The following is a 22,052-nucleotide window of genomic DNA, read 5'->3' on the forward strand; positions in this document are numbered from 1 at the left end:
CCCCCGCCCCCGCCCCCGCTTCATCCGGCCACGCGGGTCACCGCGACACCGGCATCGACGTCGTGCGCGCCCTCTGCGTGCTCGGTGTCGTCCTGCTGCACGCCGTCATGGTCGGGGTCACGGTGTCCGAGACCGGACCGGTGTTCGAGAATGCGAGCGACGGCACGAGCTGGATCGCCCCGCTGAGTTGGCTGCTGCAGGTGATGCCGCTCTTCTTCGTGATCGGCGGATTCTCCGGGCTCCTCGCGTACCGCCGCCTCCGCGCCCGCGGCGGGAGCGCGACCGCCTTCGTGGCCGGTCGGGTGCACCGGCTCCTGCGCCCGGCCCTGTTCACGGTCGGCGCGGTCGGGGTCGCGCTCGCGGTGCTCACCGTCCTCGGTGTCGCGCCGGATCTCATCGCCGTCGCCGGCTTCCGATACGGACAGCCGCTGTGGTTCCTCGGGGTCTTCCTGCTGTGTCAGGCGCTGCTCCCCGCGCTCGTCGCCCTGCACGAGCGCGCGCCCCTGCGCACGATCACCGTCCTCGCCACCGCGGCCGTGGCGGTCGATGTCCTGCGGGCCGTGACCGGGACGGACGCCGTGGGCTTCCTCAACCTCGCTTTCGTGTGGTTGACGATGCAGCAGCTCGGATTCCTCCTCGCCGACGGCCGCGTGGACGCCCTTCGTCGCCGGACCCGCGTCACGATAGGCATCGGCGCCCTCGGGGTGCTCGTCGTCCTGTTCCTCATCGGCGCGTACTCCCCCGACCTCATCGCCAACATCAACCCGCCCACGTGCGCCCTGCTGCTGGTCGGGCTGATCCACACGATCCTGTTCTCCCTGTACCGGCCGCACATCGGGCGCCTCAGTCTTCGCCGTCCGGTGGCCGCGTTCACCGCCTTCGTCACCCGGCGGACGATGACGATCTACCTCTGGCACATGCCGGTGCTGCTGGCGATGGCCGGGGCGACGGCCCTGGTCGCCCTCCTCGGCGGATTCACTCTGCCCACGCTCGACAGCGCGGAGTGGTGGGCCGCCCGCCCGCTGTGGCTCCTGACGGCTGTCGTCCTCACCGCGCTGGTCGCGGTCCGTGTCGACCGGTTCGAGAATCACCCCTCGCCGCAGGCCACGTCCTCGCGGCGCCGCCTGGCCGTGGGAACCGTCCTCGGTCTCGCCGGAGTGGTGCTGCTGCTCGTCCTCGGCACGACGGTCTCCACCGCCGCCCTCGCGGTGCTGCTCCTGGTCGCGGCGCTGCGGCTTGCTGGTCACACCGGACGCCCCGTCCTGGCGTGACCGTCAGCCGACTCCGCGGGCCGCGAGGGCATCGCCGACCTGATCCGCGTGGCGCAGCGTCAGCACGAGCAGCGGCACCACGCTGCGCACGCCCAGGCGGACTCCACGTGCGCGCTCCGCGTCCCGCACCCGCTGCGCGAGTCCGGCCACGACGGGAACCATGGTCAGCGTGAGCGACACCGCCATCGACACCGCCTCCGGATCGACCCCGACGCGCCGCAGCGGACGCAGGAGGCGCTGCAGCACGGCCAGGAGATCGGCCATGCGCGTGGTCAGGGTGAGGAGGGCGGCGAGCAGCAGCAGCACGGCGACCCGCCCGGTGCTCACCCAGGCGGCGACGGGAGACACGAAGACGGCGAGGGCGATCGCGAGCACGAGCAGGACCGCACGCAGCCGCCACAGCTCCGTCACCGCGGCGGAGAGCGGCACCCCCGCGATCGGGTAGAGCGCGAGCACGGTCGCGAGGCAGACCGCGATGCTGAGCGGCCCCTGCGGGAACAGCGTCAACGGGAGCGCCGCGATGGCGAGACCCGCCAGCTTCGGACCGGCCGGCACCCCATGCAGCAATCCCGCACCGACCGGGGACGGCACGATCATGCGCACAACCGACGGTAGCGTGCGATGACCGCCTCGGGCTCTCCCTGATCGACGACGCGCCCGCCGTCGAACAGGACGGCGGTGTCGCAGCGGGCCGCGAGCTCGAGATCGTGGGTCACGATCAGCACCTGCGCCTCCTGCGACAGAAGGAGGTCTCCGATGCGCCGCGCGTTGCGCAGGTCGAGGAGCGTCGTCGGCTCGTCCGCCACGATCAGCGCCGGCTCGGCGAGGAGCACCGCGGCGAGGGCCAGCATCTGCTTCTGTCCTCCCGAGAGCGACGACGCCGGGATGTCGGCGTGGGCACCGAGACCGTGGCGCTCCAGGGTCTCCTGAACGCGGGCGGCGATCTCGTCACGGGGCCGCCCTCGGAGCGACAGCGCGAGATCCTCGGCCGGAGTCGGCATCAGGATCTGGGCATCCGGATCGGTGAAGACGAAGCCCACCCGGCGGCGCACGGCGGTCCGCTCCCGGAGCGCGTCGAGGCCGTGGACGGTGACCGTTCCCGTGGTCGGCGTCATGAGGCCGTTCAGCAGCCGGGCGAACGTCGACTTCCCCGAGCCGTTCGCTCCGATCACGGCGATGCGCGGTGCGGTGAGCTCCAGCGTCACGTCGTCGAGGAGCACGCGGTCGTCGACGGTCACGCCCACGCCGTCGAGACGCAGCGTCCCCGGCTCCGCGATCGTCGTCGCGTCCCGCTCCCGCCAGCGCATGCATCCTCCTGAACACCGTTCACCTGAACGCCGTTCACTATAGTGGGGGCATGAGTCCCGAGACGAATCCCGCCCGTCACGATCGGGAGAGCGTCGCACGGACCGCCCTCGCCCTTCTCGACGAGGTGGGGCTGGCCGATCTCTCCATGCGCCGCATCGCGGCCCGGCTCGACGTGCAGCCGAGCGCCCTCTACTGGCACGTCGCGAACAAGCAGGAGCTCCTCGCCGACCTCGCCGATCGGATCACGGCGACCGTCCCAGACGGAGCGGAGGGCGTCCTCGCGACCGCCCGCGCGCTCCGCGACGCCCTCTTCGCCTACCGGGACGGCGCCGAGCTCGTCCTCAGCACGTACGCGCTCCAGCTCGGCTCCGCGCATGCCCGCGACGCCCTGGTCGCCGCCCTCCACGCCGAGGGCGCCACTCACGCCGAGGATCGCGGGGCGGCGATCCTGCACTTCGTGCTCGGCCATGCCACCCTCGTCCAGCAGCGGATGCACGCCGACAGCCATGGCGCACTCCCGGCCTCCGGCGAGGTCGACGTCACCGCGGGCCTGGACCGGGTGTTCGACCTCGGCGTCCTCGCCCTGGCCGGCGAGCTCAGCGCACGGATGACTCCGCGGCGTGCCCGAGCCTGAGCCCGGGGATCACCGCGAGCAGCACCAGCCCGACACCGAGGACGAACACGACGGCGAACGCGTCCGCGCCGCCGCCGAGGGTGGCGACGGCGAGCCCCGCCAGCGCGATGGCCACCGCCGAACCCGTGGCATCCGAGATCGACAGCGCCGAGGAGTTGAATCCCTGGTTCGTCTCGTCCGAGTAGGCCAGCGTCAGCACGGTGAGCCGCGGATACAGCAGCCCCATGCCGCCCCCGGCGAACGCCCACCCGACGATCACGAAGACCGGGGAGGCATCGAACGCCGCTGCGGCCAGGACGCAGAGCATCGCCACGAGCAGTGCGCCGAGGCTGAGCGCCGTGATGCGGTGATTGCCCAGCCGCTCACCGTAGCGGCCCTGCGCAGCCGACGCCCCGGCCCAGGCGAAGGCCGCGAGCATCAAGGCGACTCCGGCCCAGGTCGCGGAGAAGTCGAACTTCCGCATCAGCAGGTACGGGATGTAGGCCTCGGCGGCGAAGAACGCCCCGGCCGCCACCCCACGCATGAGCACGACGCTGGGAAGCCCGGCACCGGCTCGGAGGGTCCGTCGTGGCAGGAGCGGGAGCACGACGACGCCGATCGCGAGCACGGCCCCCAGTGCCACCGGCCACCCGATCGCCGGATCGAGCTCGGCGGACAGTCCGATCACCACCGCGAGCACCGCCACGACGACGGCCAGCAGCAGCCGGGTGAGCAGCGCCCGGCGGTCCTGCGGCTCCCCGCGGCCGAGATCGACACCCCGCAGACGGATCGCGATCATCGAGAACGCGATCGCGGTCAGGACCGCCACGCCGAGGAAAGCCCAGCGCCAATCGAGGTACTCCGCCACCGCTCCCGCGAGGAAGGGCCCGATCATCGACGGGACCACCCAGGCGGCGGCGAACGCCGCGAACACCCGGCCGTGCAGGTGCGGCGGATACAGCCGCGCGACCACGACGTACAGGGCCACTGTCTGCCCACCCGCGGCCAGCCCCTGCACCAGTCGTCCGATCAGGAACTGGGGCATCGTCGTCGCGAACCCGGAGATCAGCAGCCCCAGGATGAAGAGGGCGACGGCGGCGTACAGCGCGCCGCGCGGACCACGCGTGTCCGACCAGGACCCCGCCGCGACCATCCCGATCACGCTGGTCGCGAGCGTGCCGGCGAAGGCGACCGCATACAGCGACTCCCCGTCCAAGGCGTCGCTGACGATCGGCATGACCGTGGTCACCGCCAGGGCCTCGATCGCGGCAAGGAAGATCAGGGCGACGGCACCCAGGGTCACCCAGAACCGGCTGCGGTCCCAGATCGTGGCGGTGGGATCCGCCGCCGTCATCGCTCGACGAGCGCGGCGATGCGCTCGATCGCCTCGGTGAGGACCTCCGGGCTCGTGCCGAAGTTGAGTCGCACGTGCCCGGCCCCTTCTTCGCCGAAGGCCGGGCCGAAGTGCAACGCCACCTTCGCCTCGCGGAGGATCTTCCGGGCGGGGTTGTCTCCCCAGCCGAGGGCGGAGAGGTCGATCCACGCGAGGTATCCCGCGTCCGGAAGGCGATAGCGGGCGGCGGGGAGGTGACGGGCGAGCAGGTCCTCCAGCAGGACACGGTTCTCGTCGAGCGTGCGCAGGAGGCCGTCGAGCCACGCGTCGCTCTCCTCCGAGAACGCGGCGACGGCGGCGAGCAGACCGAACTGCCCCGTCCGCCACTCCACCTCGACCGGCAGGTCGCGCACGACCGCGGACGTCTCCTCCGCGGCGGTGACCATGAGCGCGCACTTCAGCCCCGCGAGGTTGAACGCCTTGCTCGCGCTGACGACCGCATAGCCGATGCGGGCCGCCGCGTCGCTCACGGCGAGGAACGGCGTGAATCCCGCGCCCGGCTGGGCGAGCGGCGCATGGATCTCGTCGGAGACGATCGTCGCGCCGCACTCCTCGGCCAGTTCGGCCAGCGCGGACAGCGTCTCCCGATCGTGCACGGTGCCGGTCGGGTTGTGCGGGTTGCAGAGGAGCATGGCCGTCGCGCCGTCCTCGAAGGCGGCGCGGATCCCGTCGAGGTCGAGCTCCCAGCCGGTCCCCGTGTCGCGCAGCGGGACGCGCTGCACCTCGGCACCGGCCTCGGCGACGAGGTCGTAGAAGGGCGGGTAGACCGGCGGCGTGACGACGACGCGCTCCCCCGGCTGCGTGACGCGACGGAGGATCTCGACGATGCCCATGCTCACGTCCGCCGTGCTGCGCATCCGCGCCGGGTCGGGGCGCCAGCCGAAGCGACGCTCCGCGAAACCCGCATACGCCTCCGCCAGCGGTGTCCGCGAGGCGATGTACCCGGTGTCCCCGAGATCCAGCGCCCGCTGCAGTGCGGCGGTGATCGCCGGGGCGAGCGGGAAGTCCATCTCCGCGACGAAGAGGGGCAGCACGTCCTCGGGATACTCCCGCCACTTCTCGCTGGTGCGCTCACGCAGCTCCGACAGCGGCAGGGCCTTCACCGACAGCATTCGTCCTCCGATTCTCCCCGCGTCGATGCGGAGACGTCGAAGCGGGCGTGCCCGGCACGCCCGCTTCGTCTGGTGGTCAGGTGACCGGAACGCTCAGATCGCGAAACCGAGCGCACGCATCATGTCGCGCCCGTCGTCCGTGATCCGCTCGGGTCCCCACGGCGGCATCCACACCCAGTTGATGCGGAAGCGGTCCACGACGTTGTCGAGGGCCTGCGCCGTCTGGTCTTCGAGGACATCCGTGAGCGGGCAACCCGCGCTGGTCAGCGTCATGTGGATGACGAGAGCGTCGTTCTCGTCATCCCAGGCGAGGTCGTAGATGAGTCCGAGGTCGACGACGTTGATCCCGAGCTCAGGATCCATCACGTCCTTGAGAGCCTCGGTGACCGCGTCGTACTTCTCGTCCGTCAGGGTCGCTGTCATGCGATCAGCCTACGCCTCGATGGGAGCGGAGGGGTCGAGGAATCGGTCGTAGCCCTCGTTCTCCAGACGGTCGGCGAGCTCGGGGCCGCCCTCCTCGACGATCTTGCCCGCGACGACCACGTGCACGTAGTCGGGGCGGATGTAGCGGAGGATCCGGGTGTAGTGCGTGATGAGCAGCACACCGAGGCCGGTGGACTCCTTCGCGCGGTTGACACCCTCGGAGACGATCTTCAGCGCGTCCACGTCGAGGCCGGAGTCGGTCTCGTCGAGCACGGCGAACTTCGGCTTGAGCACCTCGAGCTGGAGGATCTCGTGGCGCTTCTTCTCGCCGCCCGAGAAGCCCTCGTTGACGTTGCGCTGCGCGAACTTCGGGTCCATGCGGAGGTTGGCCATGGACTCCTTGACGTCCTTGGTCCACTGCCGGATCGAGGGCGCCTCGCCGTCGAGCGCGGTCTTCGCGGTGCGCAGGAAGTTCGTCACGGTCACGCCGGGGATCTCGACCGGGTACTGCATGGCGAGGAACAGACCGGCGCGGGCGCGCTCGTCGACGCTCATCGCCAGGACGTCCTCACCGTCGAAGGTGATGGAGCCGGAGGTGACCGTGTACTTCGGGTGGCCGGCGATCGTGTAGGCCAGGGTGGACTTGCCGGAGCCGTTGGGGCCCATGATGGCGTGGGTCTCACCGGTGTTCATGGTGAGGGTGATTCCGTTGAGGATCGGGGTGGTCCCCGCCTCGGTCTCGACCGTCACATGCAGGTCGCGGATCTCGAGAACAGACATTCTTCAGACTTCCTTCGTCACAGCGGGATCGATGAGCACGTCGTCGCCGTCGATCTCGACGACGTAGACCGGGACGGGCTCATATGCGGGGAGATTCTGGGGCTTGCCGGTGATCAGGGAGAAGGCCGAGCCATGGGCCCAGCACTCCACCGTGTCACCTTCCACGAAGCCCTCGGACAGCGAGATGTCGCCGTGGGTGCAGGTGTCGCCGATGGCGTGGATGACGCCCTCGCCGTCCTTGATGACCGTGATCGGCACACCGTCCGGCTCGACGCGCAGCGGCGTGTCCTGCTCCAGCTCGGAGACGCCGCAGACGCGCTGCGCGGTCACGCGTCCACCTCGGCGAGCTCGGCCTCGATGGCGGCCAGCAGCTCCGACTCCAGGTCGGGGATGCCGAGGCGCAGCACGATGTCGGTGAGGAAGCCGAGCACCACCAGTCGGCGGGCCTCGTCCTCCGGGATGCCGCGGGCCTGGAGATAGAAGAGCTGCTCGTCGTCGAAGCGGCCGGTGGCACTCGCGTGCCCGGCGCCGACGATGTCGCCCGTCTCGATCTCGAGGTTCGGGATGGAGTCGGCGCGTGCGCCCTCCGTGAGCACCAGGTTGCGGTTGGCCTCGTAGGAGTCGGTGCCGGTGGCCTCCGCCCCGATCAGCACGTCGCCGATCCACACGCTGTGGGCGCTCTCGCCCTGCAGCGCGCCCTTGTAGAGCACGTCGCCGGTCGTGTGCGGGCCCTTGTGGTGCAGGTACACCTGGCTCTCCAGGTGCTGACCGGAGTCGGCGTAGGAAAGCCCGTAGAGGTAGCCCTCGGAGCCGGCGCCGGCGAGCTCGACGCTCGGGTTCACGCGCACCACGCCGCCGCCGAAGCTCACGACGAAGTGCTTGAGGGTGGCGTCGGCCGCGACCCGCGCCTGGTGGGCGGCCGCGTGCACGGCGTCGTCGTCCCACTGCTGCACGGAGACGACGGTGAGCTTCGCCCCGTCGCGGACGATGATCTCGACGTTCTGGGCGTACTGCGCCGAGCCCTTGTGCTGCAGCACCACCGTGGCGGCGCTGTGCTCGAGGGCCTCGATCACGATGTGGGCGTCCGCCCGGCGGTCGGCACCGGCGCCCGTGAGCGACAGGAAGATCGGCGCCGCGACCTCCTCCTCGCGCGGGATGCGGATGTGCAGGGCCTCGGAGGCGCCCTGCCACGCGACGGCGGCGGTGATGTCCTCGGCGAGGAAGACCTCACCGCGCGGAGCGGTGCCCGCCGTGAGCGGTGCGGCGACGTACTGCTCGCCGGACGTGAAGGAGTACTGCACGCCGTCCTCGCCCTCCGCAGTGCGGAACAGCGGCGTGAGCGCGGCCACCGGCGTGTGCTTCCAGTTCACCTCGCGACCGGTCGGCGTGCCGAAGTCGTCCGGGTCGAACGAGTGCGGACGCTCGGAGCGGGTCTGCACCGGGACGAATCCGGCGTCCGCCACCTGGGCGGCCGGGTCGATGTGCGCGTTCGTGTGCTGCGCCTCGCTGGGCGCTGTCGTCGAGGCCGCCATTTAGCCGACCGATCCTTCCATGCCCATCTCGATGAGCTTGTTCAGTTCCATCGCGTACTCCATCGGCAGCTCGCGCGCGATCGGCTCGATGAAGCCGCGCACGATCATCGCCATCGCCTCGTCCTCGGGCATGCCGCGGGACTGCAGGTAGAAGAGCTGCTCCTCGCTGACCTTGGAGACCGTGGCCTCGTGGCCGAGCTGCACGTCGTCGACACGGATGTCGATCGCCGGGTAGGTGTCGGACCGGGACTTGGTGTCGACGAGCAGCGCGTCGCAGCGGACGGTGTTCGCCGAGTGATGGGCGGCGGCGTCGACACGGACCTCGCCGCGGTAGCCGGCACGGCCACCGCCGCGGGCGATCGACTTCGAGACGATCGACGACTGCGTGTACGGCGCCATGTGGATCATCTTCGCGCCGGCGTCCTGGTGCTGGCCGGGGCCGGCGAAGGCGACGGAGAGGGTCTCGCCCTTGGCGTGCTCACCCATCAGGTAGATCGACGGGTACTTCATCGTCACCTTGGAGCCGATGTTGCCGTCGACCCACTCCATGGTCGCGCCCTCGTGCGCCACGGCGCGCTTGGTGACCAGGTTGTAGACGTTGTTCGACCAGTTCTGGATCGTCGTGTAGCGCACGCGGGCGTTCTTCTTCACGATGATCTCGACGACGGCCGAGTGCAGGGAGTCCGACTTGTAGATCGGGGCCGTGCAGCCCTCGATGTAGTGGACGTAGCTGTCCTCGTCGGCGATGATCAGGGTCCGCTCGAACTGGCCCATGTTCTCGGTGTTGATCCGGAAGTAGGCCTGCAGCGGGATCTCGACGTGCACGCCCTTGGGGACGTAGACGAACGAGCCGCCCGACCAGACGGCGGTGTTCAGCGCGGCGAATTTGTTGTCGCCCGCGGGGATGACCGTGCCGAAGTACTCCTCGAAGAACTCGGGGTGCTCGCGCAGGGCGGTGTCGGTGTCCATGAAAATGACGCCCTGGGCCTCCAGGTCCTCGCGGATCTGGTGGTACACGACCTCGGACTCGTACTGCGCGGCGACGCCGGCGACGAGGCGCTGACGCTCGGCCTCGGGGATGCCCAGGCGCTCGTACGTCTCGCGGATCTCCTCGGGGAGGTCTTCCCAGCTCTGCGCCTGCTTCTCGGTGGAGCGGACGAAGTACTTGATGTTGTCGAAGTCGATGTCGCTGAGGTCGGCACCCCAGGTCGGCATCGGCTTGCGGCCGAAGAGCTGATAGCCCTTGAGACGGGTCTTCAGCATCCATTCCGGCTCGTTCTTGAGGGCCGAGATCCCGCGGACGACCTCTTCCGAGATCCCGCGTTTCGCGACGGCACCCGCGGCATCCTCATCGTGCCAGCCGAATTCGTACACCCCCAGACCATCGAGCTCCGGGCGGTCGATCAGCACATCCGACATGCAACACTCTCCTCACAGGTCCCAAACGGTGTCATCCGCCCCGACACACCTGATCCCCGTCGAGTCTGCGGGAGCGGGTGCCGTTGGTGGGGCCCTCATCACGGGCGCTTCCATCGCGCCTAAACTGTTGACGATGCTTCAGCGCTGTCAGCGCTCATCGCAACAATCCGATTCTACAGGTTCCGCCTGACGGACGGGCCGTGCGCCACGTCTTCGACGGGCCGGAGGACTTATGCCCGAGACGACCATCCCCGCCCCCTCGACGACCGGGGCGACCGCCTCCCCCCGCTCCGCGGTGTGGGGTCGTGCGCTCACCGTCTTCGCGTGGCTGTCGTTCCTCAGCGAGACGATCATCATCGGCACCGGCGGCGCCGTGCGGCTGACTGGATCCGGCCTCGGCTGCACCGAGTGGCCGCTGTGCACGCCCGAGTCGCTCGTCCCGATCGTCGAGGTGCAGGGCATCCACGGGATGATCGAGTTCGGCAACCGGCTGATGACCGGCGTCGTCGGGATCATCGCGATCGCCGTCGTCCTGCTCGTCCTGCACACCATCAGCGGCCGCCGGGCGCTCATCGACGCCCTGTGGTTCGCCGTCGGCGGTCTCGCCGGCGCGGCCGTCGCCTTCGCCCTGGTCTCGCTCACCGACTTCCCGGCGTTCCCCGTCGCGTCCGCCGTCCTCCTGGTCGCGGTGATCGCGGCGGCGGTCCACTCGGTGCGCACGACGCCCGCCCGGCGGGATCTCGTCCTCCTCGCCTGGCTCGTGCTGATCGGCGTCGTCGCACAGGCCCTGGTCGGCGGCATCACCGTGCTCACCGGCCTGAACCCCTTCATCGTCGGGTTCCACTACACGTCGTCGCTCCTGCTCGTCTGCATCACCGCCGCGTTCCTCGTGCGGCTGGCGACTCCGGAAGGACCGCGCGAGCGGGCCGTCCCCACCTGGTTCGCGATCGTGACGCACGTCACCGGCCTCGCCCTCGCCGTGACCATCCTGTTCGGCGTGCTGACGACCGGATCGGGCCCGCACTCGGGCGACGCCGACGTGCTTCGCCGCGGCTTCGACGCCACGGTCCTCGCCCACGTCCACTCCTGGCCGGGCTATATCCTGGCCGCCCTCGTGCTCTTCCTGACGGTGTCCGCCTGGGTCCTGCGCCTCGAGCCCCGGCGGTGGCTGCTCGTGCTCGTCATCGCGATCCTCGTGCAGGTGGCCGTCGGCGTCTGGCAGGCGCGGGAGGGGCTGCCGCCCGTGCTCGTGGGCATCCACATGGTCCTTGCATCGCTGTCGGCCGCGACCTACACGGTCGTCGTGCTGCACCTCAAGCGCACCGCGTCCGTCGTACCCGCCCCCGTCGATTGACCTGCCGAACAGACGATCCATAGCGCGCGCACCGGGCGCTCATCACCGCATCGACCATCGTGGTCGACATGAACAAGACACTCACCCGCAGCGCCGGGTTCTGGCTCCTCATCGTCGTCTCCCTCGCCGCGGTCGGGGTCGGCGGCTGGATGATCGCCGGACAGGTCGGCACGATGACCACGACCCTGATGGACGGCACCGCCACCGGTGTCGAGGTGTACGTCGGTCAGTCGCTCGTCGTCGTCGGCGCGGTCGTCCTCGGCGCGGGCCTGGTGGGCCTGCTCCTGTCGCTCGGCCTCGTCGCCGCGCGCACGCTCGTCGCCACCCCCGTCACCGCCGCGCCGGTCGTCGAGCACGAGGCGCCGAGCATCCAGGACGAGACGATCGAGACGGTCTCAGTCCCGCGCGACGAGCCCGCTCTCCGGACCGCCGATGCCGAGTTCGCAGAGCCGCAGGTCGATGCGGAGCCTCAGGCTGACGAGCCCCAGGCCGACGAGGATCAGAAGGGCAGCAGCGGGTCGATCGCCACGGCGACGAACAGCAGCGTCAGGTAAGTGATCGAGGCGTGGAAGACTCGCATCGGCCGCGCCTCGGTCCCCCGCACTGCCTGGTTATACAGGCGGTGCGACTCATAGATGAACCAGCCGCCGAACACCAGGGCGGAGACGGTGTAGACGAGGCCCATGCCGGCGATCGGCACGAGCAGCAGCGAGCAGGCGACCGTGGCCCACGCGTACAGGATGACCTGCAGGCCGACCTGCGACGCGTTGCGGGTGACGCCGAGCATGGGCACGTCGACATCGTCGTAGTCGTCCTTGTACTTCATGGACAGCGGCCAGTAGTGCGGCGGCGTCCAGAGGAAGACGAGCAGGAAGAGGATGAAGGCCGGCCAGTCGAGCGAACCGGTGACGGCGGACCAGCCGATGAGGACCGGGAAGCACCCCGCGATTCCGCCCCAGATGATGTTCTGCTCGGTGCGGCGCTTGAGGATCATCGTGTAGATCACGACGTAGAAGAAGATCGCGGAGGCCGACAGGATCGCCGTGAGCGGGTTCGTGGTGAACCAGAGCCACACGGTCGACACGATCGCGAGCGTCCACGAGAAGATCAGGGCGCCACGCGGGCTGACCTCGCCGGTCACGAGCGGCCGGTTCTCCGTGCGGTGCATGTGCGCGTCGATGTCGCGGTCGAGGTACATGTTGAACGCGCCCGCCGAACCGGCGCTCATCGATCCGCCGATGACCGTCGCGAGGACCAGCCAGAGATCGGGCAGTCCGCCCTGCGCGAGGAACATGACCGGAACGGTCGAGACGAGGAGGAGTTCGAGGACCCGGGGCTTCGTCAGAGTGACGTAGGCGCTCACCGTGCGACCGATGGACGACTTCCGTACGGTCTGATCAGACATCGTCGAGATCTCGATCGCCTCCTCCGCGCGCGTTACCGGACAACCTCTCCAGTGTATGACACGCCGTGACGCGTTCCGCGCCTTCCACCCCTCAGTCGCCGGGACCGTCCCCGCTATGCTGAGAGCACTCGCGCGCCCGGTGCTGCGCACAACCCCGCCCGTCTCCCGGACGATGCGGGATGCGCCAGGGAAGTTGCGGATGCGCCAGGGAATACCGGCGCCCTCGAAACTGTCGGAAAGGGCATGAACGTGTCGGAATTGCAGTGGGACGAGATCGATCGACGCGCGGTGGACACCGCCCGGATCCTGGCGGCCGATGCGGTCGAGAAGGTCGGCAACGGTCATCCCGGCACGGCGATGAGTCTGGCTCCCGCCGCCTATCTGCTCTACCAGCGGGTGCTGCGGCATGACCCGACCGACACCGACTGGCTCGGCCGCGACCGCTTCATCCTGTCGGTCGGCCACTCGTCGCTGACGCAGTACGTGCAGCTCTACCTGGGCGGTTTCGGGCTCGAGCTCGACGACCTCAAGGCACTCCGCACCTGGGGCTCGAAGACCCCCGGCCACCCCGAGTACGGCCACACCAAGGGCGTCGAGATCACCACGGGCCCGCTGGGCCAGGGCCTCGCCTCGGCGGTCGGCTTCGCGTACGCCGCCCGGTACGAGCGCGGCCTCTTCGACCCCGAGGCCGCAGCGGGCACGAGCCCGTTCGACCACTTCGTCTACGTGATCGCGGGCGACGGCGACCTGCAGGAGGGCGTCACCAGCGAGGCCTCCTCGCTCGCCGGCCACCAGCAGCTCGGCAACCTCATCGCGATCTACGACTCGAACCAGATCTCCATCGAGGACGACACGAACGTCGCCTTCACCGAGGACGTCGCCGCTCGCTACGAGGCCTACGGCTGGCATGTGCAGACCGTGGACTGGAAGAAGACCGGCGAGTACGTGGAGGACGTCGCCGAGCTCCACGCCGCGATCGAGGCGGCCAAGGGCGAGACCGACAAGCCGTCGCTCATCATCCTCAAGACCATCATCGGCTGGCCGGCTCCCGGCAAGCAGAACACCGGGAAGATCCACGGATCGGCGCTCGGAGCCGACGAGCTCGCCGCCACCAAGAAGGTCCTCGGGTTCGACCCGGAGCAGACCTTCGTCGTCGCCGACGAGGTGCTGGAGCGCACGCGCGGCCTCGCGGAGCGCGCCGCCGAGGCCCGCGCCGCCTGGCAGGAGTCGTTCGATGCCTGGGCGGCCGCCAACCCCGAGCGCAAGGCCCTGCTCGACCGTGTCGAGGCCCACGAGCTCCCCGCCGACATCGCCGACGCGCTCCCCGTCTTCGAGGCCGGCAAGGACGTCTCGACCCGCGCCGCGTCCGGCCAGGTCATCAACGCGCTGGCCGCGCAGCTCCCCGAGCTCTGGGGCGGCTCCGCCGACCTCGCCGAGTCGAACCTCACGACGATCAAGGACGCGCCGTCGTTCATCCCCGCCGAGTGGTCGACCCACGAGTGGTCGGGCACCCCGTACGGCCGGGTGCTGCACTTCGGCATCCGTGAGCACGCCATGGGCGCGATCGTCAACGGCATCGTGCTGCACGGGCCCACGCGCGCCTTCGGGGGCACGTTCCTCATCTTCAGCGACTACATGCGTCCGGCCGTGCGCCTGGCCGCGCTGATGAACGTGCCGAGCGTCTTCGTCTGGACGCACGACTCCGTCGCCCTCGGCGAGGACGGCCCGACGCACCAGCCGATCGAGCAGCTCGCGACGCTGCGCGCGATCCCGAACCTGGCCGTCGTCCGCCCGGCGGACGCCAACGAGACCGCCGCCGTGTGGCTCGAGATCCTCCGGCGCCACGAGGGCCCGGCCGGCATCGCGCTGACCCGCCAGAACATCCCGGTGTTCCCGCGCGGCGAGGGCGAGGCCTCGGGCGACACCTTCGCCTCCGCCGCCCAGGCCGCCAAGGGCGCCTACGTCCTGGCCGAGGCGCCGAACGGCACTCCGGACGTCATCATCGTGGCCACCGGCTCCGAGGTGCAGCTCGCGGTGAACGCCCGCGAGGTGCTCGCCGGCGAGGGCGTGAACGTCCGCGTGGTCTCCGCCCCCTCGCTGGAGTGGTTCGCGGAGCAGGACGAGGCCTACCGCGAGAGCGTGCTGCCGTCGTCCGTCACCGCCCGCGTCTCGGTCGAGGCCGGTTCCGTGCTCACGTGGCGCGGCATCGTCGGCGACCGCGGCCGGTCGGTCGGCATCGACCACTTCGGCGCCTCCGCCGACTACAAGACCCTCTTCGAGAAGTTCGGCATCACCACCGAGGCCGTCGTCGCGGCCGCCCGCGAGACCATCAAGGAGAACGCATGAGCACCCCCACCGCCCAGCTCGCCGCCGCCGGCGTCAGCATCTGGCTCGACGACCTCTCGCGCACCCGGATCTCCTCCGGCAACCTCGCCGAGCTGATCGCGTCGCGCAACGTCGTGGGCGTCACCACGAACCCGACCATCTTCGCGAACGCGATCACGGACAAGAACGACACGTCCTACGACGCGCAGGTCACCGAGCTCGCCGCGTCCGGAGCCTCGGCCGAGGACGCGGTGTTCGCCGCGACGACCCAGGACGTCCGTGCCGCGCTCGACGTCTTCCGCCCGGTGTGGGAGGAGTCCGGCCACGTCGACGGACGCGTGTCGATCGAGGTCTCCCCCGACCTCGCCCACGACACCGACGGCACCGTGGCGCAGGCCAAGGAGCTCTGGGACCGGATCGACCGCCCCAACCTCCTCGTGAAGATCCCGGCGACCAAGGCGGGGCTCCCGGCCATCACCGAGGCGATCGCGAACGGCATCAGCGTCAACGTGACCCTCATCTTCAGCCTGGAGCGCTACGCCGAGGTCATCGAGGCGTACCTCACGGGACTCGAGCGCGCCAAGGAGGCGGGCATCGATCTGTCCACCATCCACTCCGTGGCCTCGTTCTTCGTCTCCCGGGTCGACACGGAGACGGACAAGCGCCTGAGCGCGATCGGAACGGACGCGGCCGCCGCACTGAAGAGCAAGGCGGGCCTCGCGAACGCCCGACTGGCTTACGAGCTCTTCGAGAAGACGTTCGCCGAGAAGCGCGCGCAGGATCTCCTCGCCGCCGGCGCCAACGTCCAGCGCCCGCTGTGGGCGTCCACCGGCGTCAAGGACCCGAACCTCCCCGACACGCTGTACGTGACCGAACTGGTCGCGGACGGCGTCGTGAACACGATGCCGGAGAAGACCCTCGAGGCGACGTTCGACCACGCCGTCGTCACCGGAGACACCATCACCGGCGGCTACGAGGAGGCCCGCGAGGTCTTCGCCGGGCTCGCCGAGGTGGGCGTCGACTTCGACGCGGTGACCGAGGTGCTCGAGGAGGAGGGGGTCGCGAAGTTCATCGACTCCTGGCACGACCTGCTCGCGCAGGTCACCGAGGCTCTGGAGGCACAGCGATGACCTTCGCCATCCACGCATCGGGCGCGGCGCGCGTCGCCATCGAGGAGACCGTGCCGGCCCTGGTCCACGACCTCGTCGCCTCCCGCATTACCGGTGGCGACGCCACGCTCTGGGGTCCGGCCGCCGAGGCCGAGGCGTCGGTCCGGCTCGGCTGGGTCCAGGCCGTCTCGGTCTCCCGCCCGCTGGTCGCGGAGATCGTCGCACTGCGCGAGGAGCTCGCGGCGAAGGGCGTCACCCGCGTGGTCCTCGCCGGGATGGGCGGCTCCTCGCTCGCTCCCGAGGTGATCGCGCAGACGTCCGGCGTCCCGCTCACGATCCTCGACTCCACCGCCCCGGGACAGGTGCTCGCCGCGCTCGACGAGGGTCTCGCCGAGACGGTCCTCGTCGTGTCCTCGAAGTCGGGCTCCACGGTCGAGACCGACTCGCAGCGCCGCACCTTCGAGGCCGCCTTCCGCGACCTCGGCATCGACCCCACCGAGCGGATCGTCGTGGTCACCGATCCCGGTTCGCCGCTCGACGCCTCCGCGCGCGAGGCCGGCTACCGGGTCTTCAACGCCGACCCGAACGTGGGCGGCCGCTACTCGGCGCTGACCGCCTTCGGCCTCGTGCCGTCGGGACTCGCCGGCGTCGACATCGACGAGCTCCTCGACGAGGCCGAGGCCTCCCTGCTCGAGGTGGCCGTGGACTCCGCCGACAACCCCGCGCTCCGTCTCGGGGCCGCGATCGCCGCCACGAGCCCCCGCCGCGACAAGCTGGGCCTGATCACCGACGGCACGCACATCAAGGGGCTGCCGGACTGGATCGAGCAGCTGATCGCCGAGTCCACGGGCAAGGAGGGCACCGGCATCCTCCCGGTCGTCCTGCTCCCGGTCTCGCCGGAGCTCGACCCGGTCCCCGCCGACCTCCAGATCGTGCGCCTCGTCGACGACGCCAACGAGTTCCACCTGCACGAGCGGCACGAGGGCGAGATCCTCGTCAGCGGCACGCTCGGCGCGCAGTTCATCGTCTGGGAGTACGCGACGGCCATCGCCGGGCACCTCCTCGGCATCAACCCGTTCGACCAGCCCGACGTCGAGTCGGCCAAGGTCGCCGCCCGGGGCCTGCTCGACGCCCGCCCGGAGCCGACGGCGCCCGCGTTCGTCGAGAACGGCGTCGAGGTGCGGGTCTCCGATCCCGCCCTCGCCGTGTCGGGCACCGTCGAAGGCGTGCTGGACGCCCTGTGGGCCCAGCTCCCCACCGACGGCTACGTGTCCATCCAGGCCTACGTCAACCGCCTCGAGGTGCCGCAGCTCCAGGGCCTGCGCGAGCTGGTCGCCGCCGACTCGGGGCGTCCGACCACGTTCGGATGGGGACCGCGCTTCCTGCACTCCACGGGCCAGTACCACAAGGGCGGCCCCGCCCAGGGCGTGTTCCTGCAGATCCTGGAGCGCACGGACGTGGATCTCGAGATCCCCGACCGCCCGTTCACGTTCGGGCAGCTCATCCAGGCGCAGGCGGCCGGTGACGCGGGTGTGCTCGCGGAGCACGGACGGCCCGTCGTCTCGCTGACGATCACCGAGTCCTCGGACGACGTGCTCACCCTCTTCGAAGCCGCACAGAAGTAACCGCAGGAGAGCCCCCACCGATGTCTGTACCCATCTCGCGCGGGCACAACCCGCTGCGCGACCCCGACGATCGTCGTCTCAACAGGATCGCGGGGCCCAGCGCCCTCGTGATCTTCGGCGTGACGGGTGATCTGTCCCGCAAGAAGCTCATGCCGGCGGTCTACGACCTCGCGAACCGGGGGCTCCTGCCTCCGGGGTTCGCGCTCGTGGGCTTCGCCCGCCGCGACTGGGAGGACCAGGACTTCGCCCAGGTCGTCTACGACGCGGTGAAGCAGCATGCCCGCACGCCGTTCCGCGAGGAGACCTGGACACAGCTGCTCCAGGGCATCCGGTTCGTCTCCGGCGAGTTCGACAACCCCGACTCCTTCCGCAAGCTGCGGGAGACCGTCGAGAAGCTCGACGTGGAACGCGGGACCATGGGCAACCACGCCTACTACCTCTCGATCCCGCCGAAGGACTTCCCGCTCGTCGCGAAGCAGCTCAAGGACTCGGGGCTCGTGGGCGAGGACGCGGACGACGACGAGCGCTGGCGGCGCGTCGTGATCGAGAAGCCGTTCGGGCACGACCTCGAGTCGGCGCGCGCTCTCAACGCGGCCCTCGAAGTGGCGTTCCCCGCCGACTCGATCTTCCGCATCGACCACTACCTCGGCAAGGAGACGGTGCAGAACATCCTCGCGCTGCGCTTCGCGAACGAGCTGTACGAGCCGATCTGGAACCGCAACTACGTCGACCACGTGCAGATCACGATGGCCGAGGACATCGGCGTCGGCGGTCGTGCCGGGTACTACGACGGGATCGGCGCCGCACGCGACGTCATCCAGAACCACCTGCTCCAGCTCCTCGCGCTCACGGCGATGGAGGAGCCCATCAGCCTCTCCGCCGAGCATCTGCGGGCCGAGAAGGAGAAGGTCCTCGCCGCGGTGCACGTGCCGGAGGATCTCTCCCTCGCCACGGCGCGCGGACAGTACGCCGGCGGCTGGCAGGGCGGTGAGAAGGTCACCGGCTTCCTCGACGAGGAGGGGATGAACCCCGAGTCGACGACGGAGACCTACGCGGCCATCAAGCTGGAGATCGACACCCGTCGCTGGGCGGGCGTGCCGTTCTACCTGCGGACGGGCAAGCGCCTCGGCCGTCGCGTGACGGAGATCGCGGTGGTGTTCAACCGTGCGCCGCAGCACCTGTTCGGCCGCGGCAACGCCTCGGAGCTCGGGCAGAACGCCCTCGTGATCCGCGTCCAGCCCGACGAGGGCGTCACGATCCGCTTCGGCTCGAAGGTGCCGGGCAACGGCACGAACGTCCGCGACGTGACGATGGACTTCGGCTACGGCCACGCGTTCACGGAGGCGAGCCCGGAGGCGTACGAGCGTCTGATCCTCGACGTCCTCCTGGGCGACCCGCCGCTGTTCCCGCGGCATGAGGAGGTCGAGCTCTCCTGGAAGATCCTCGACCCGGTGGAGAAGTACTGGGCCGCCCAGGGCGGTCCGGTGGAGCAGTACGCGCCCGGCTCGTGGGGACCGGCCTCGGCCGACGACCTGCTGGCCCGCGACGGACGAGTCTGGAGACGCCCGTGATCATCGACCTTCCCGACACGACCGTCAGCCAGGTCGCCAAGCAGCTCGTCAAGGTGCGCGAGGAGGGCGGCGCCGTCGCCCTCGGCCGCGTCCTCACCCTGGTCATCGCCGCCCGCAAGGGCGTCGCGGAGGCCGCGATCGACGCCGCGAACGATGCGTCGCGCGAGCACCCGATGCGCGTGATCGTGCTGACCACCGGCGACGGCGAGTCCCGTCTCGACGCGCAGATCCGCGTGGGCGGAGACGCCGGAGCCAGCGAGGTCGTCGTGCTGCACGCGCACGGCGACGCCGCGAGCAACGAGGAGAGCCTGCTGACCGGCCTGCTCCTCCCCGACGCCCCGGTCGTGGCCTGGTGGCCGGACGAGGCCCCCACCTCTCCCGCGACCTCCCCGCTCGGCCGCATCGCCCAGCGCCGGATCACCGATGCCGCCACCTCGCCCGACGTCCGCGACCGGCTCGCCCTCCTCGGGCGCACGCACGCCCCTGGTGACACCGATCTCGCCTGGACGCGCCTGACGCACTGGCGCGAGCAGCTCGCCGCGGTGCTGGACCAGCCGCCGTACGAGACCATCACCGCCGTCGAGGTCCGGGGCGGGAGCGCCTCGCCCTCCACCGCGCTGCTCGCCGCGTGGCTGCAGATGGCACTGGACGTCCCGGTGCGGTGGTCGTACGAGGACCCGGAGCACTGGCAGGAGGGCATCAAGTCGGTGCGCCTCACCCGGGAGTCCGGCGACATCCTCCTCGAGCGCCCGTCGCCCGGCGTCGCCGTGCTCACCCAGCCGAACCAGCCCGACCATGACCTGCACCTGCCGCGGCGGACGCTGCGCGAGTGCCTCGCGGAGGAGCTGCGCCGGCTCGACCCCGACGTCCTGTACGGTCGAGTGATCACGGAGGGCTGGGAGAAGCTCGGTCCGCCCGAGACAGGAGAGTGACCTCGATGCCGGGATCGTCCGCAGAGAAGCGGGTCGTGGTCGAGGCCACCCCGACCGCCCTCGCCCTCCGGGTCGCCGATCGCTTCCTCACCCGCGTCCGCGCGCGCACGCGCAACGGGCGGTTGGCCCACGTCGCGCTGACGGGCGGGTCGATGGGCGGTGCCGTCCTGCGCGCCGTCCGGGACAACCCGCGGTCCGCCGAGATCGACTGGTCCCTCGTGCACTTCTGGTGGGGGGACGAGCGGTACGTGCCGCGGAACGACGCGGACCGCAACGCCCTCCAGTCCCGGGAGGCACTGCTTGACCACATCGACGTCCCCGCGGAGAACGTGCACGAGATCGCCGGCTCCGACAGCGGTCTCGAGCTCGATGAGGCCGCCGCCGCGTACGCCGCCGAGCTCGCCCGTTTCGGCACTGACGACCACCCCTGGCCGTCCTTCGCCGTGTGCTTCCTCGGCGTCGGACCGGACGGCCACATCGCCTCGCTCTTCCCGGACCGCGAGGAGGTCACCGTGACCGATGCCGCGGCGCTCCCGGTGCGGGACTCCCCCAAGCCCCCGCCCGAGCGGGTGACCCTCACCCGCCCGGTGCTGAACGCCTCCAAGCGGGTCTGGCTCGTGCTCACGGGCGCCGACAAGGCGTCGGCGCTGGGCCTCGCCCTCGCCGGTGCCAGCTACACGAGCGTTCCCGCGGCCGGCGCCAAGGGGCGCAAGCGGACGGTCTTCTTCGTCGACGAGGCCGCGGCATCCGAGGTCTCCCCCGACCTCATCGACCAGGCCTACTGAGCGTCGGGGTCGCGCCTCTCGGGCGTGTCCGGGTGCTCCGGCGCGCTCGGCGCCGGCGAGGTCGGAGGGGCCACCGGGTCGCTGCCCCGGGTGATCCCGAGGTCCTGGCTCTCGCTGAGGACCTGCGGATGGAAGCGGGCGAGTCCGACCACACCCCAGACCGCGATGCCGCCGGCGACGCCGAAGATGATGAAGACCCACCAGGGCGCCGCGGCGGCCTCACCGAGCACGAGCATGCCGATGAGGACGGCCACCATGGGGTCGACCACCGTCAGGCCCGCGATGACGAGGTCGGGCGGACCGGAGCTGTATGCGGTCTGCACGAAGTACGCGCCGACGGCACCCGCCGAGAGCAGCGCGAGCAGGCAGACCGCGGTGATCCACTCGAACTGGCCCGCCTCGATGCGCTTGATGATGACCTTCGCGAGGGTGGCGACGAAGCCGTAGAGGATGCCGGCGCCGATGATGTAGAACAGCGCGCGCATCCGATGCCGGAGGATGAGCCAGAACGCCCCGAGCACGATGATCACGACGAGCAGGATCGCGAGGATGACGAACAGCTCGCGGTCCGTGACCTCCTTCTCCGTGGCGTAGATCGCGGCGAAGAACACGAAGAGGAAGATGCCGCCGACGCAGGCGATGATCGCGGTGAGGGACTGTCTCGTGGGGGCGTGACCGGAGATGCGGGCGTTGAGGAGCGTCGTGATGACCAGGGCGATGGCACCGAGCGGCTGCACCACGATCAGCGGCGCCTTGACGAGCGCCGCGAGCTGGCAGACGATCGCGAGGCCCAGCATGAGCGTCCCGATCACCCAGGACGGTCGCGTGAACAGGCGCTTGAGCTGATCGAGGCTGAGACCGGCGGCGCCGTCGGAGCCGCTGAGCCGCTCGACCTTCTCCACGCCCCGGTGCTGGTACTGCGCGCCGAGCGACATGAACACCGCACCGGCGAGGGCCAGCGGGATCCCCAGGAGGAGGCCGGGGTTCTGGAACGCTCCGACCAGCTGGTCGCCGACGTCCTCGACCGTCCCCATCCACACCCCTGCGCTCACAGTACGACCCTACCCGGAGAGTGCCGCCGACTAGGGTTGTGAC

Annotated in this window: 21 protein-coding genes; 10 read left to right on the forward strand and 11 right to left on the reverse strand. The window is 70.4% G+C overall.

Annotated elements, in window-relative coordinates; all coding sequences use genetic code 11:
- Positions 1-1,271 (forward strand): acyltransferase (locus BV453_RS06075; protein ID WP_249521135.1); only part of this gene is annotated, 1,271 nt, incomplete at its 5' end.
- Positions 1,272-1,274: 3 nt separating this feature from the next.
- Here the strand turns inward: BV453_RS06075 and BV453_RS06080 are convergent.
- Both BV453_RS06080 and BV453_RS06085 read right to left on the reverse strand, forming a co-directional pair.
- Positions 1,275-1,868 (reverse strand): CbiQ family ECF transporter T component, encoded by a 594-nt coding sequence (locus BV453_RS06080; protein ID WP_249521136.1) that lies wholly within the window; start codon positions 1,866-1,868, stop codon positions 1,275-1,277.
- Positions 1,865-2,578, reverse strand: a complete 714-nt coding sequence (locus BV453_RS06085) for an energy-coupling factor ABC transporter ATP-binding protein (protein WP_025103644.1) — start codon at positions 2,576-2,578, stop codon at positions 1,865-1,867. Before BV453_RS06085 ends, BV453_RS06080 begins: the two co-directional genes overlap by 4 nt.
- 50 nt (positions 2,579-2,628) lie before the next feature.
- Here BV453_RS06085 and BV453_RS06090 point away from each other — a divergent pair, with 50 nt between their 5' ends.
- On the forward strand, positions 2,629-3,213 hold the full coding sequence (locus BV453_RS06090) for a TetR family transcriptional regulator (RefSeq protein ID WP_126893079.1): 585 nt from the start codon (positions 2,629-2,631) through the stop codon (positions 3,211-3,213).
- Here BV453_RS06090 and BV453_RS06095 read toward each other — a convergent pair.
- The 7 genes from BV453_RS06095 to sufB form a co-directional block, all read right to left on the reverse strand.
- The gene (locus BV453_RS06095) at positions 3,176-4,546 is read right to left on the reverse strand and encodes an MFS transporter (RefSeq protein WP_249521137.1); all 1,371 of its coding nucleotides are present in this window, start codon (positions 4,544-4,546) and stop codon (positions 3,176-3,178) included. The two genes, BV453_RS06090 and BV453_RS06095, sit on opposite strands and share 38 nt — an antisense overlap.
- Positions 4,543-5,697 carry a MalY/PatB family protein gene (locus BV453_RS06100; protein WP_249521138.1) on the reverse strand — a complete coding sequence of 385 codons (1,155 nt, stop codon included), beginning with the start codon at positions 5,695-5,697 and terminating at the stop codon, positions 4,543-4,545. Before BV453_RS06100 ends, BV453_RS06095 begins: the two co-directional genes overlap by 4 nt.
- Positions 5,698-5,790: 93 nt before the next feature.
- Positions 5,791-6,120 (reverse strand): metal-sulfur cluster assembly factor, encoded by a 330-nt coding sequence (locus BV453_RS06105; protein WP_017202280.1) that lies wholly within the window; start codon positions 6,118-6,120, stop codon positions 5,791-5,793.
- Positions 6,121-6,129: 9 nt separating this feature from the next.
- Positions 6,130-6,900 (reverse strand): Fe-S cluster assembly ATPase SufC, encoded by a 771-nt coding sequence (gene sufC, locus BV453_RS06110; RefSeq protein WP_025103648.1) that lies wholly within the window; start codon positions 6,898-6,900, stop codon positions 6,130-6,132.
- A 3-nt stretch (positions 6,901-6,903) separates the two neighbouring features.
- Positions 6,904-7,230 carry a non-heme iron oxygenase ferredoxin subunit gene (locus BV453_RS06115; protein ID WP_025103649.1) on the reverse strand — a complete coding sequence of 109 codons (327 nt, stop codon included), beginning with the start codon at positions 7,228-7,230 and terminating at the stop codon, positions 6,904-6,906.
- Entirely contained in the window at positions 7,227-8,432 is a 1,206-nt protein-coding gene (gene sufD, locus BV453_RS06120; RefSeq protein ID WP_062634313.1) for a Fe-S cluster assembly protein SufD, read from the reverse strand. The genes BV453_RS06115 and sufD overlap by 4 nt, the downstream gene beginning before the upstream one ends.
- On the reverse strand, positions 8,433-9,851 hold the full coding sequence (gene sufB / locus BV453_RS06125; protein ID WP_025103651.1) for a Fe-S cluster assembly protein SufB: 1,419 nt from the start codon (positions 9,849-9,851) through the stop codon (positions 8,433-8,435).
- Between the two features lie 232 nt (positions 9,852-10,083).
- Here sufB and BV453_RS06130 point away from each other — a divergent pair, with 232 nt between their 5' ends.
- Together BV453_RS06130 and BV453_RS06135 are read left to right on the forward strand one after the other, a co-directional pair.
- The gene (locus BV453_RS06130) at positions 10,084-11,205 is read left to right on the forward strand and encodes a heme A synthase (protein WP_025103652.1); all 1,122 of its coding nucleotides are present in this window, start codon (positions 10,084-10,086) and stop codon (positions 11,203-11,205) included.
- A gap of 68 nt (positions 11,206-11,273) precedes the next feature.
- A complete protein-coding gene (locus BV453_RS06135; RefSeq protein ID WP_025103653.1) occupies positions 11,274-11,759 on the forward strand; it encodes a hypothetical protein in 486 nt (161 codons plus the stop codon).
- Here BV453_RS06135 and BV453_RS06140 read toward each other — a convergent pair.
- A complete protein-coding gene (locus BV453_RS06140; RefSeq protein WP_029989291.1) occupies positions 11,705-12,610 on the reverse strand; it encodes a heme o synthase in 906 nt (301 codons plus the stop codon). The genes BV453_RS06135 and BV453_RS06140 overlap by 55 nt on opposite strands.
- A gap of 249 nt (positions 12,611-12,859) precedes the next feature.
- Between BV453_RS06140 and tkt the strand changes: the two genes are divergently transcribed.
- The 6 genes from tkt to pgl are packed head-to-tail and all read left to right on the forward strand — an operon-like array spanning position 12,860 to position 20,957.
- The gene (gene tkt, locus BV453_RS06145; RefSeq protein ID WP_025103655.1) at positions 12,860-14,956 is read left to right on the forward strand and encodes a transketolase; all 2,097 of its coding nucleotides are present in this window, start codon (positions 12,860-12,862) and stop codon (positions 14,954-14,956) included.
- Entirely contained in the window at positions 14,953-16,065 is a 1,113-nt protein-coding gene (gene tal, locus BV453_RS06150; RefSeq protein ID WP_062634304.1) for a transaldolase, read from the forward strand. The genes tkt and tal overlap by 4 nt, the downstream gene beginning before the upstream one ends.
- Entirely contained in the window at positions 16,062-17,669 is a 1,608-nt protein-coding gene (locus BV453_RS06155; protein ID WP_085607711.1) for a glucose-6-phosphate isomerase, read from the forward strand. Before tal ends, BV453_RS06155 begins: the two co-directional genes overlap by 4 nt.
- A 20-nt stretch (positions 17,670-17,689) precedes the next feature.
- Positions 17,690-19,240 carry a glucose-6-phosphate dehydrogenase gene (gene zwf, locus BV453_RS06160; RefSeq protein WP_025103658.1) on the forward strand — a complete coding sequence of 517 codons (1,551 nt, stop codon included), beginning with the start codon at positions 17,690-17,692 and terminating at the stop codon, positions 19,238-19,240.
- Positions 19,237-20,172: a glucose-6-phosphate dehydrogenase assembly protein OpcA gene (locus BV453_RS06165; RefSeq protein WP_025103659.1), complete on the forward strand. Its 936-nt coding sequence runs from the start codon at positions 19,237-19,239 to the stop codon at positions 20,170-20,172. Before zwf ends, BV453_RS06165 begins: the two co-directional genes overlap by 4 nt.
- Before the next feature lie 5 nt (positions 20,173-20,177).
- Positions 20,178-20,957, forward strand: a complete 780-nt coding sequence (pgl, locus tag BV453_RS06170; protein WP_174235366.1) for a 6-phosphogluconolactonase — start codon at positions 20,178-20,180, stop codon at positions 20,955-20,957.
- Here pgl and BV453_RS06175 read toward each other — a convergent pair.
- Positions 20,951-21,991, reverse strand: coding sequence for a DMT family transporter (locus BV453_RS06175; RefSeq protein WP_249521167.1), 1,041 nt, complete (start codon positions 21,989-21,991; stop codon positions 20,951-20,953). The two genes, pgl and BV453_RS06175, sit on opposite strands and share 7 nt — an antisense overlap.
- Positions 21,992-22,052: the final 61 nt, after the last annotated feature.

The sequence above is a fragment of the Microbacterium sp. ER1 genome (genome assembly GCF_023383675.1).
Classification (GTDB): domain Bacteria; phylum Actinomycetota; class Actinomycetes; order Actinomycetales; family Microbacteriaceae; genus Microbacterium.

Coding starts and splice junctions, on each gene's coding strand:
- BV453_RS06080 (WP_249521136.1), bottom strand. CDS start 1,868: ATGATCGTGCCGTCCCCGGTCGGTGCGGGATTGCTGCATGGGGTGCCG.
- BV453_RS06085 (WP_025103644.1), bottom strand. CDS start 2,578: ATGCGCTGGCGGGAGCGGGACGCGACGACGATCGCGGAGCCGGGGACG.
- BV453_RS06090 (WP_126893079.1), top strand. CDS start 2,629: ATGAGTCCCGAGACGAATCCCGCCCGTCACGATCGGGAGAGCGTCGCA.
- BV453_RS06095 (WP_249521137.1), bottom strand. CDS start 4,546: ATGACGGCGGCGGATCCCACCGCCACGATCTGGGACCGCAGCCGGTTC.
- BV453_RS06100 (WP_249521138.1), bottom strand. CDS start 5,697: ATGCTGTCGGTGAAGGCCCTGCCGCTGTCGGAGCTGCGTGAGCGCACC.
- BV453_RS06105 (WP_017202280.1), bottom strand. CDS start 6,120: ATGACAGCGACCCTGACGGACGAGAAGTACGACGCGGTCACCGAGGCT.
- sufC (WP_025103648.1), bottom strand. CDS start 6,900: ATGTCTGTTCTCGAGATCCGCGACCTGCATGTGACGGTCGAGACCGAG.
- sufD (WP_062634313.1), bottom strand. CDS start 8,432: ATGGCGGCCTCGACGACAGCGCCCAGCGAGGCGCAGCACACGAACGCG.
- sufB (WP_025103651.1), bottom strand. CDS start 9,851: ATGTCGGATGTGCTGATCGACCGCCCGGAGCTCGATGGTCTGGGGGTG.
- BV453_RS06130 (WP_025103652.1), top strand. CDS start 10,084: ATGCCCGAGACGACCATCCCCGCCCCCTCGACGACCGGGGCGACCGCC.
- BV453_RS06135 (WP_025103653.1), top strand. CDS start 11,274: ATGAACAAGACACTCACCCGCAGCGCCGGGTTCTGGCTCCTCATCGTC.
- BV453_RS06140 (WP_029989291.1), bottom strand. CDS start 12,610: ATGTCTGATCAGACCGTACGGAAGTCGTCCATCGGTCGCACGGTGAGC.
- tal (WP_062634304.1), top strand. CDS start 14,953: ATGAGCACCCCCACCGCCCAGCTCGCCGCCGCCGGCGTCAGCATCTGG.
- BV453_RS06155 (WP_085607711.1), top strand. CDS start 16,062: ATGACCTTCGCCATCCACGCATCGGGCGCGGCGCGCGTCGCCATCGAG.
- zwf (WP_025103658.1), top strand. CDS start 17,690: ATGTCTGTACCCATCTCGCGCGGGCACAACCCGCTGCGCGACCCCGAC.
- pgl (WP_174235366.1), top strand. CDS start 20,178: ATGCCGGGATCGTCCGCAGAGAAGCGGGTCGTGGTCGAGGCCACCCCG.
- BV453_RS06175 (WP_249521167.1), bottom strand. CDS start 21,991: ATGGGGACGGTCGAGGACGTCGGCGACCAGCTGGTCGGAGCGTTCCAG.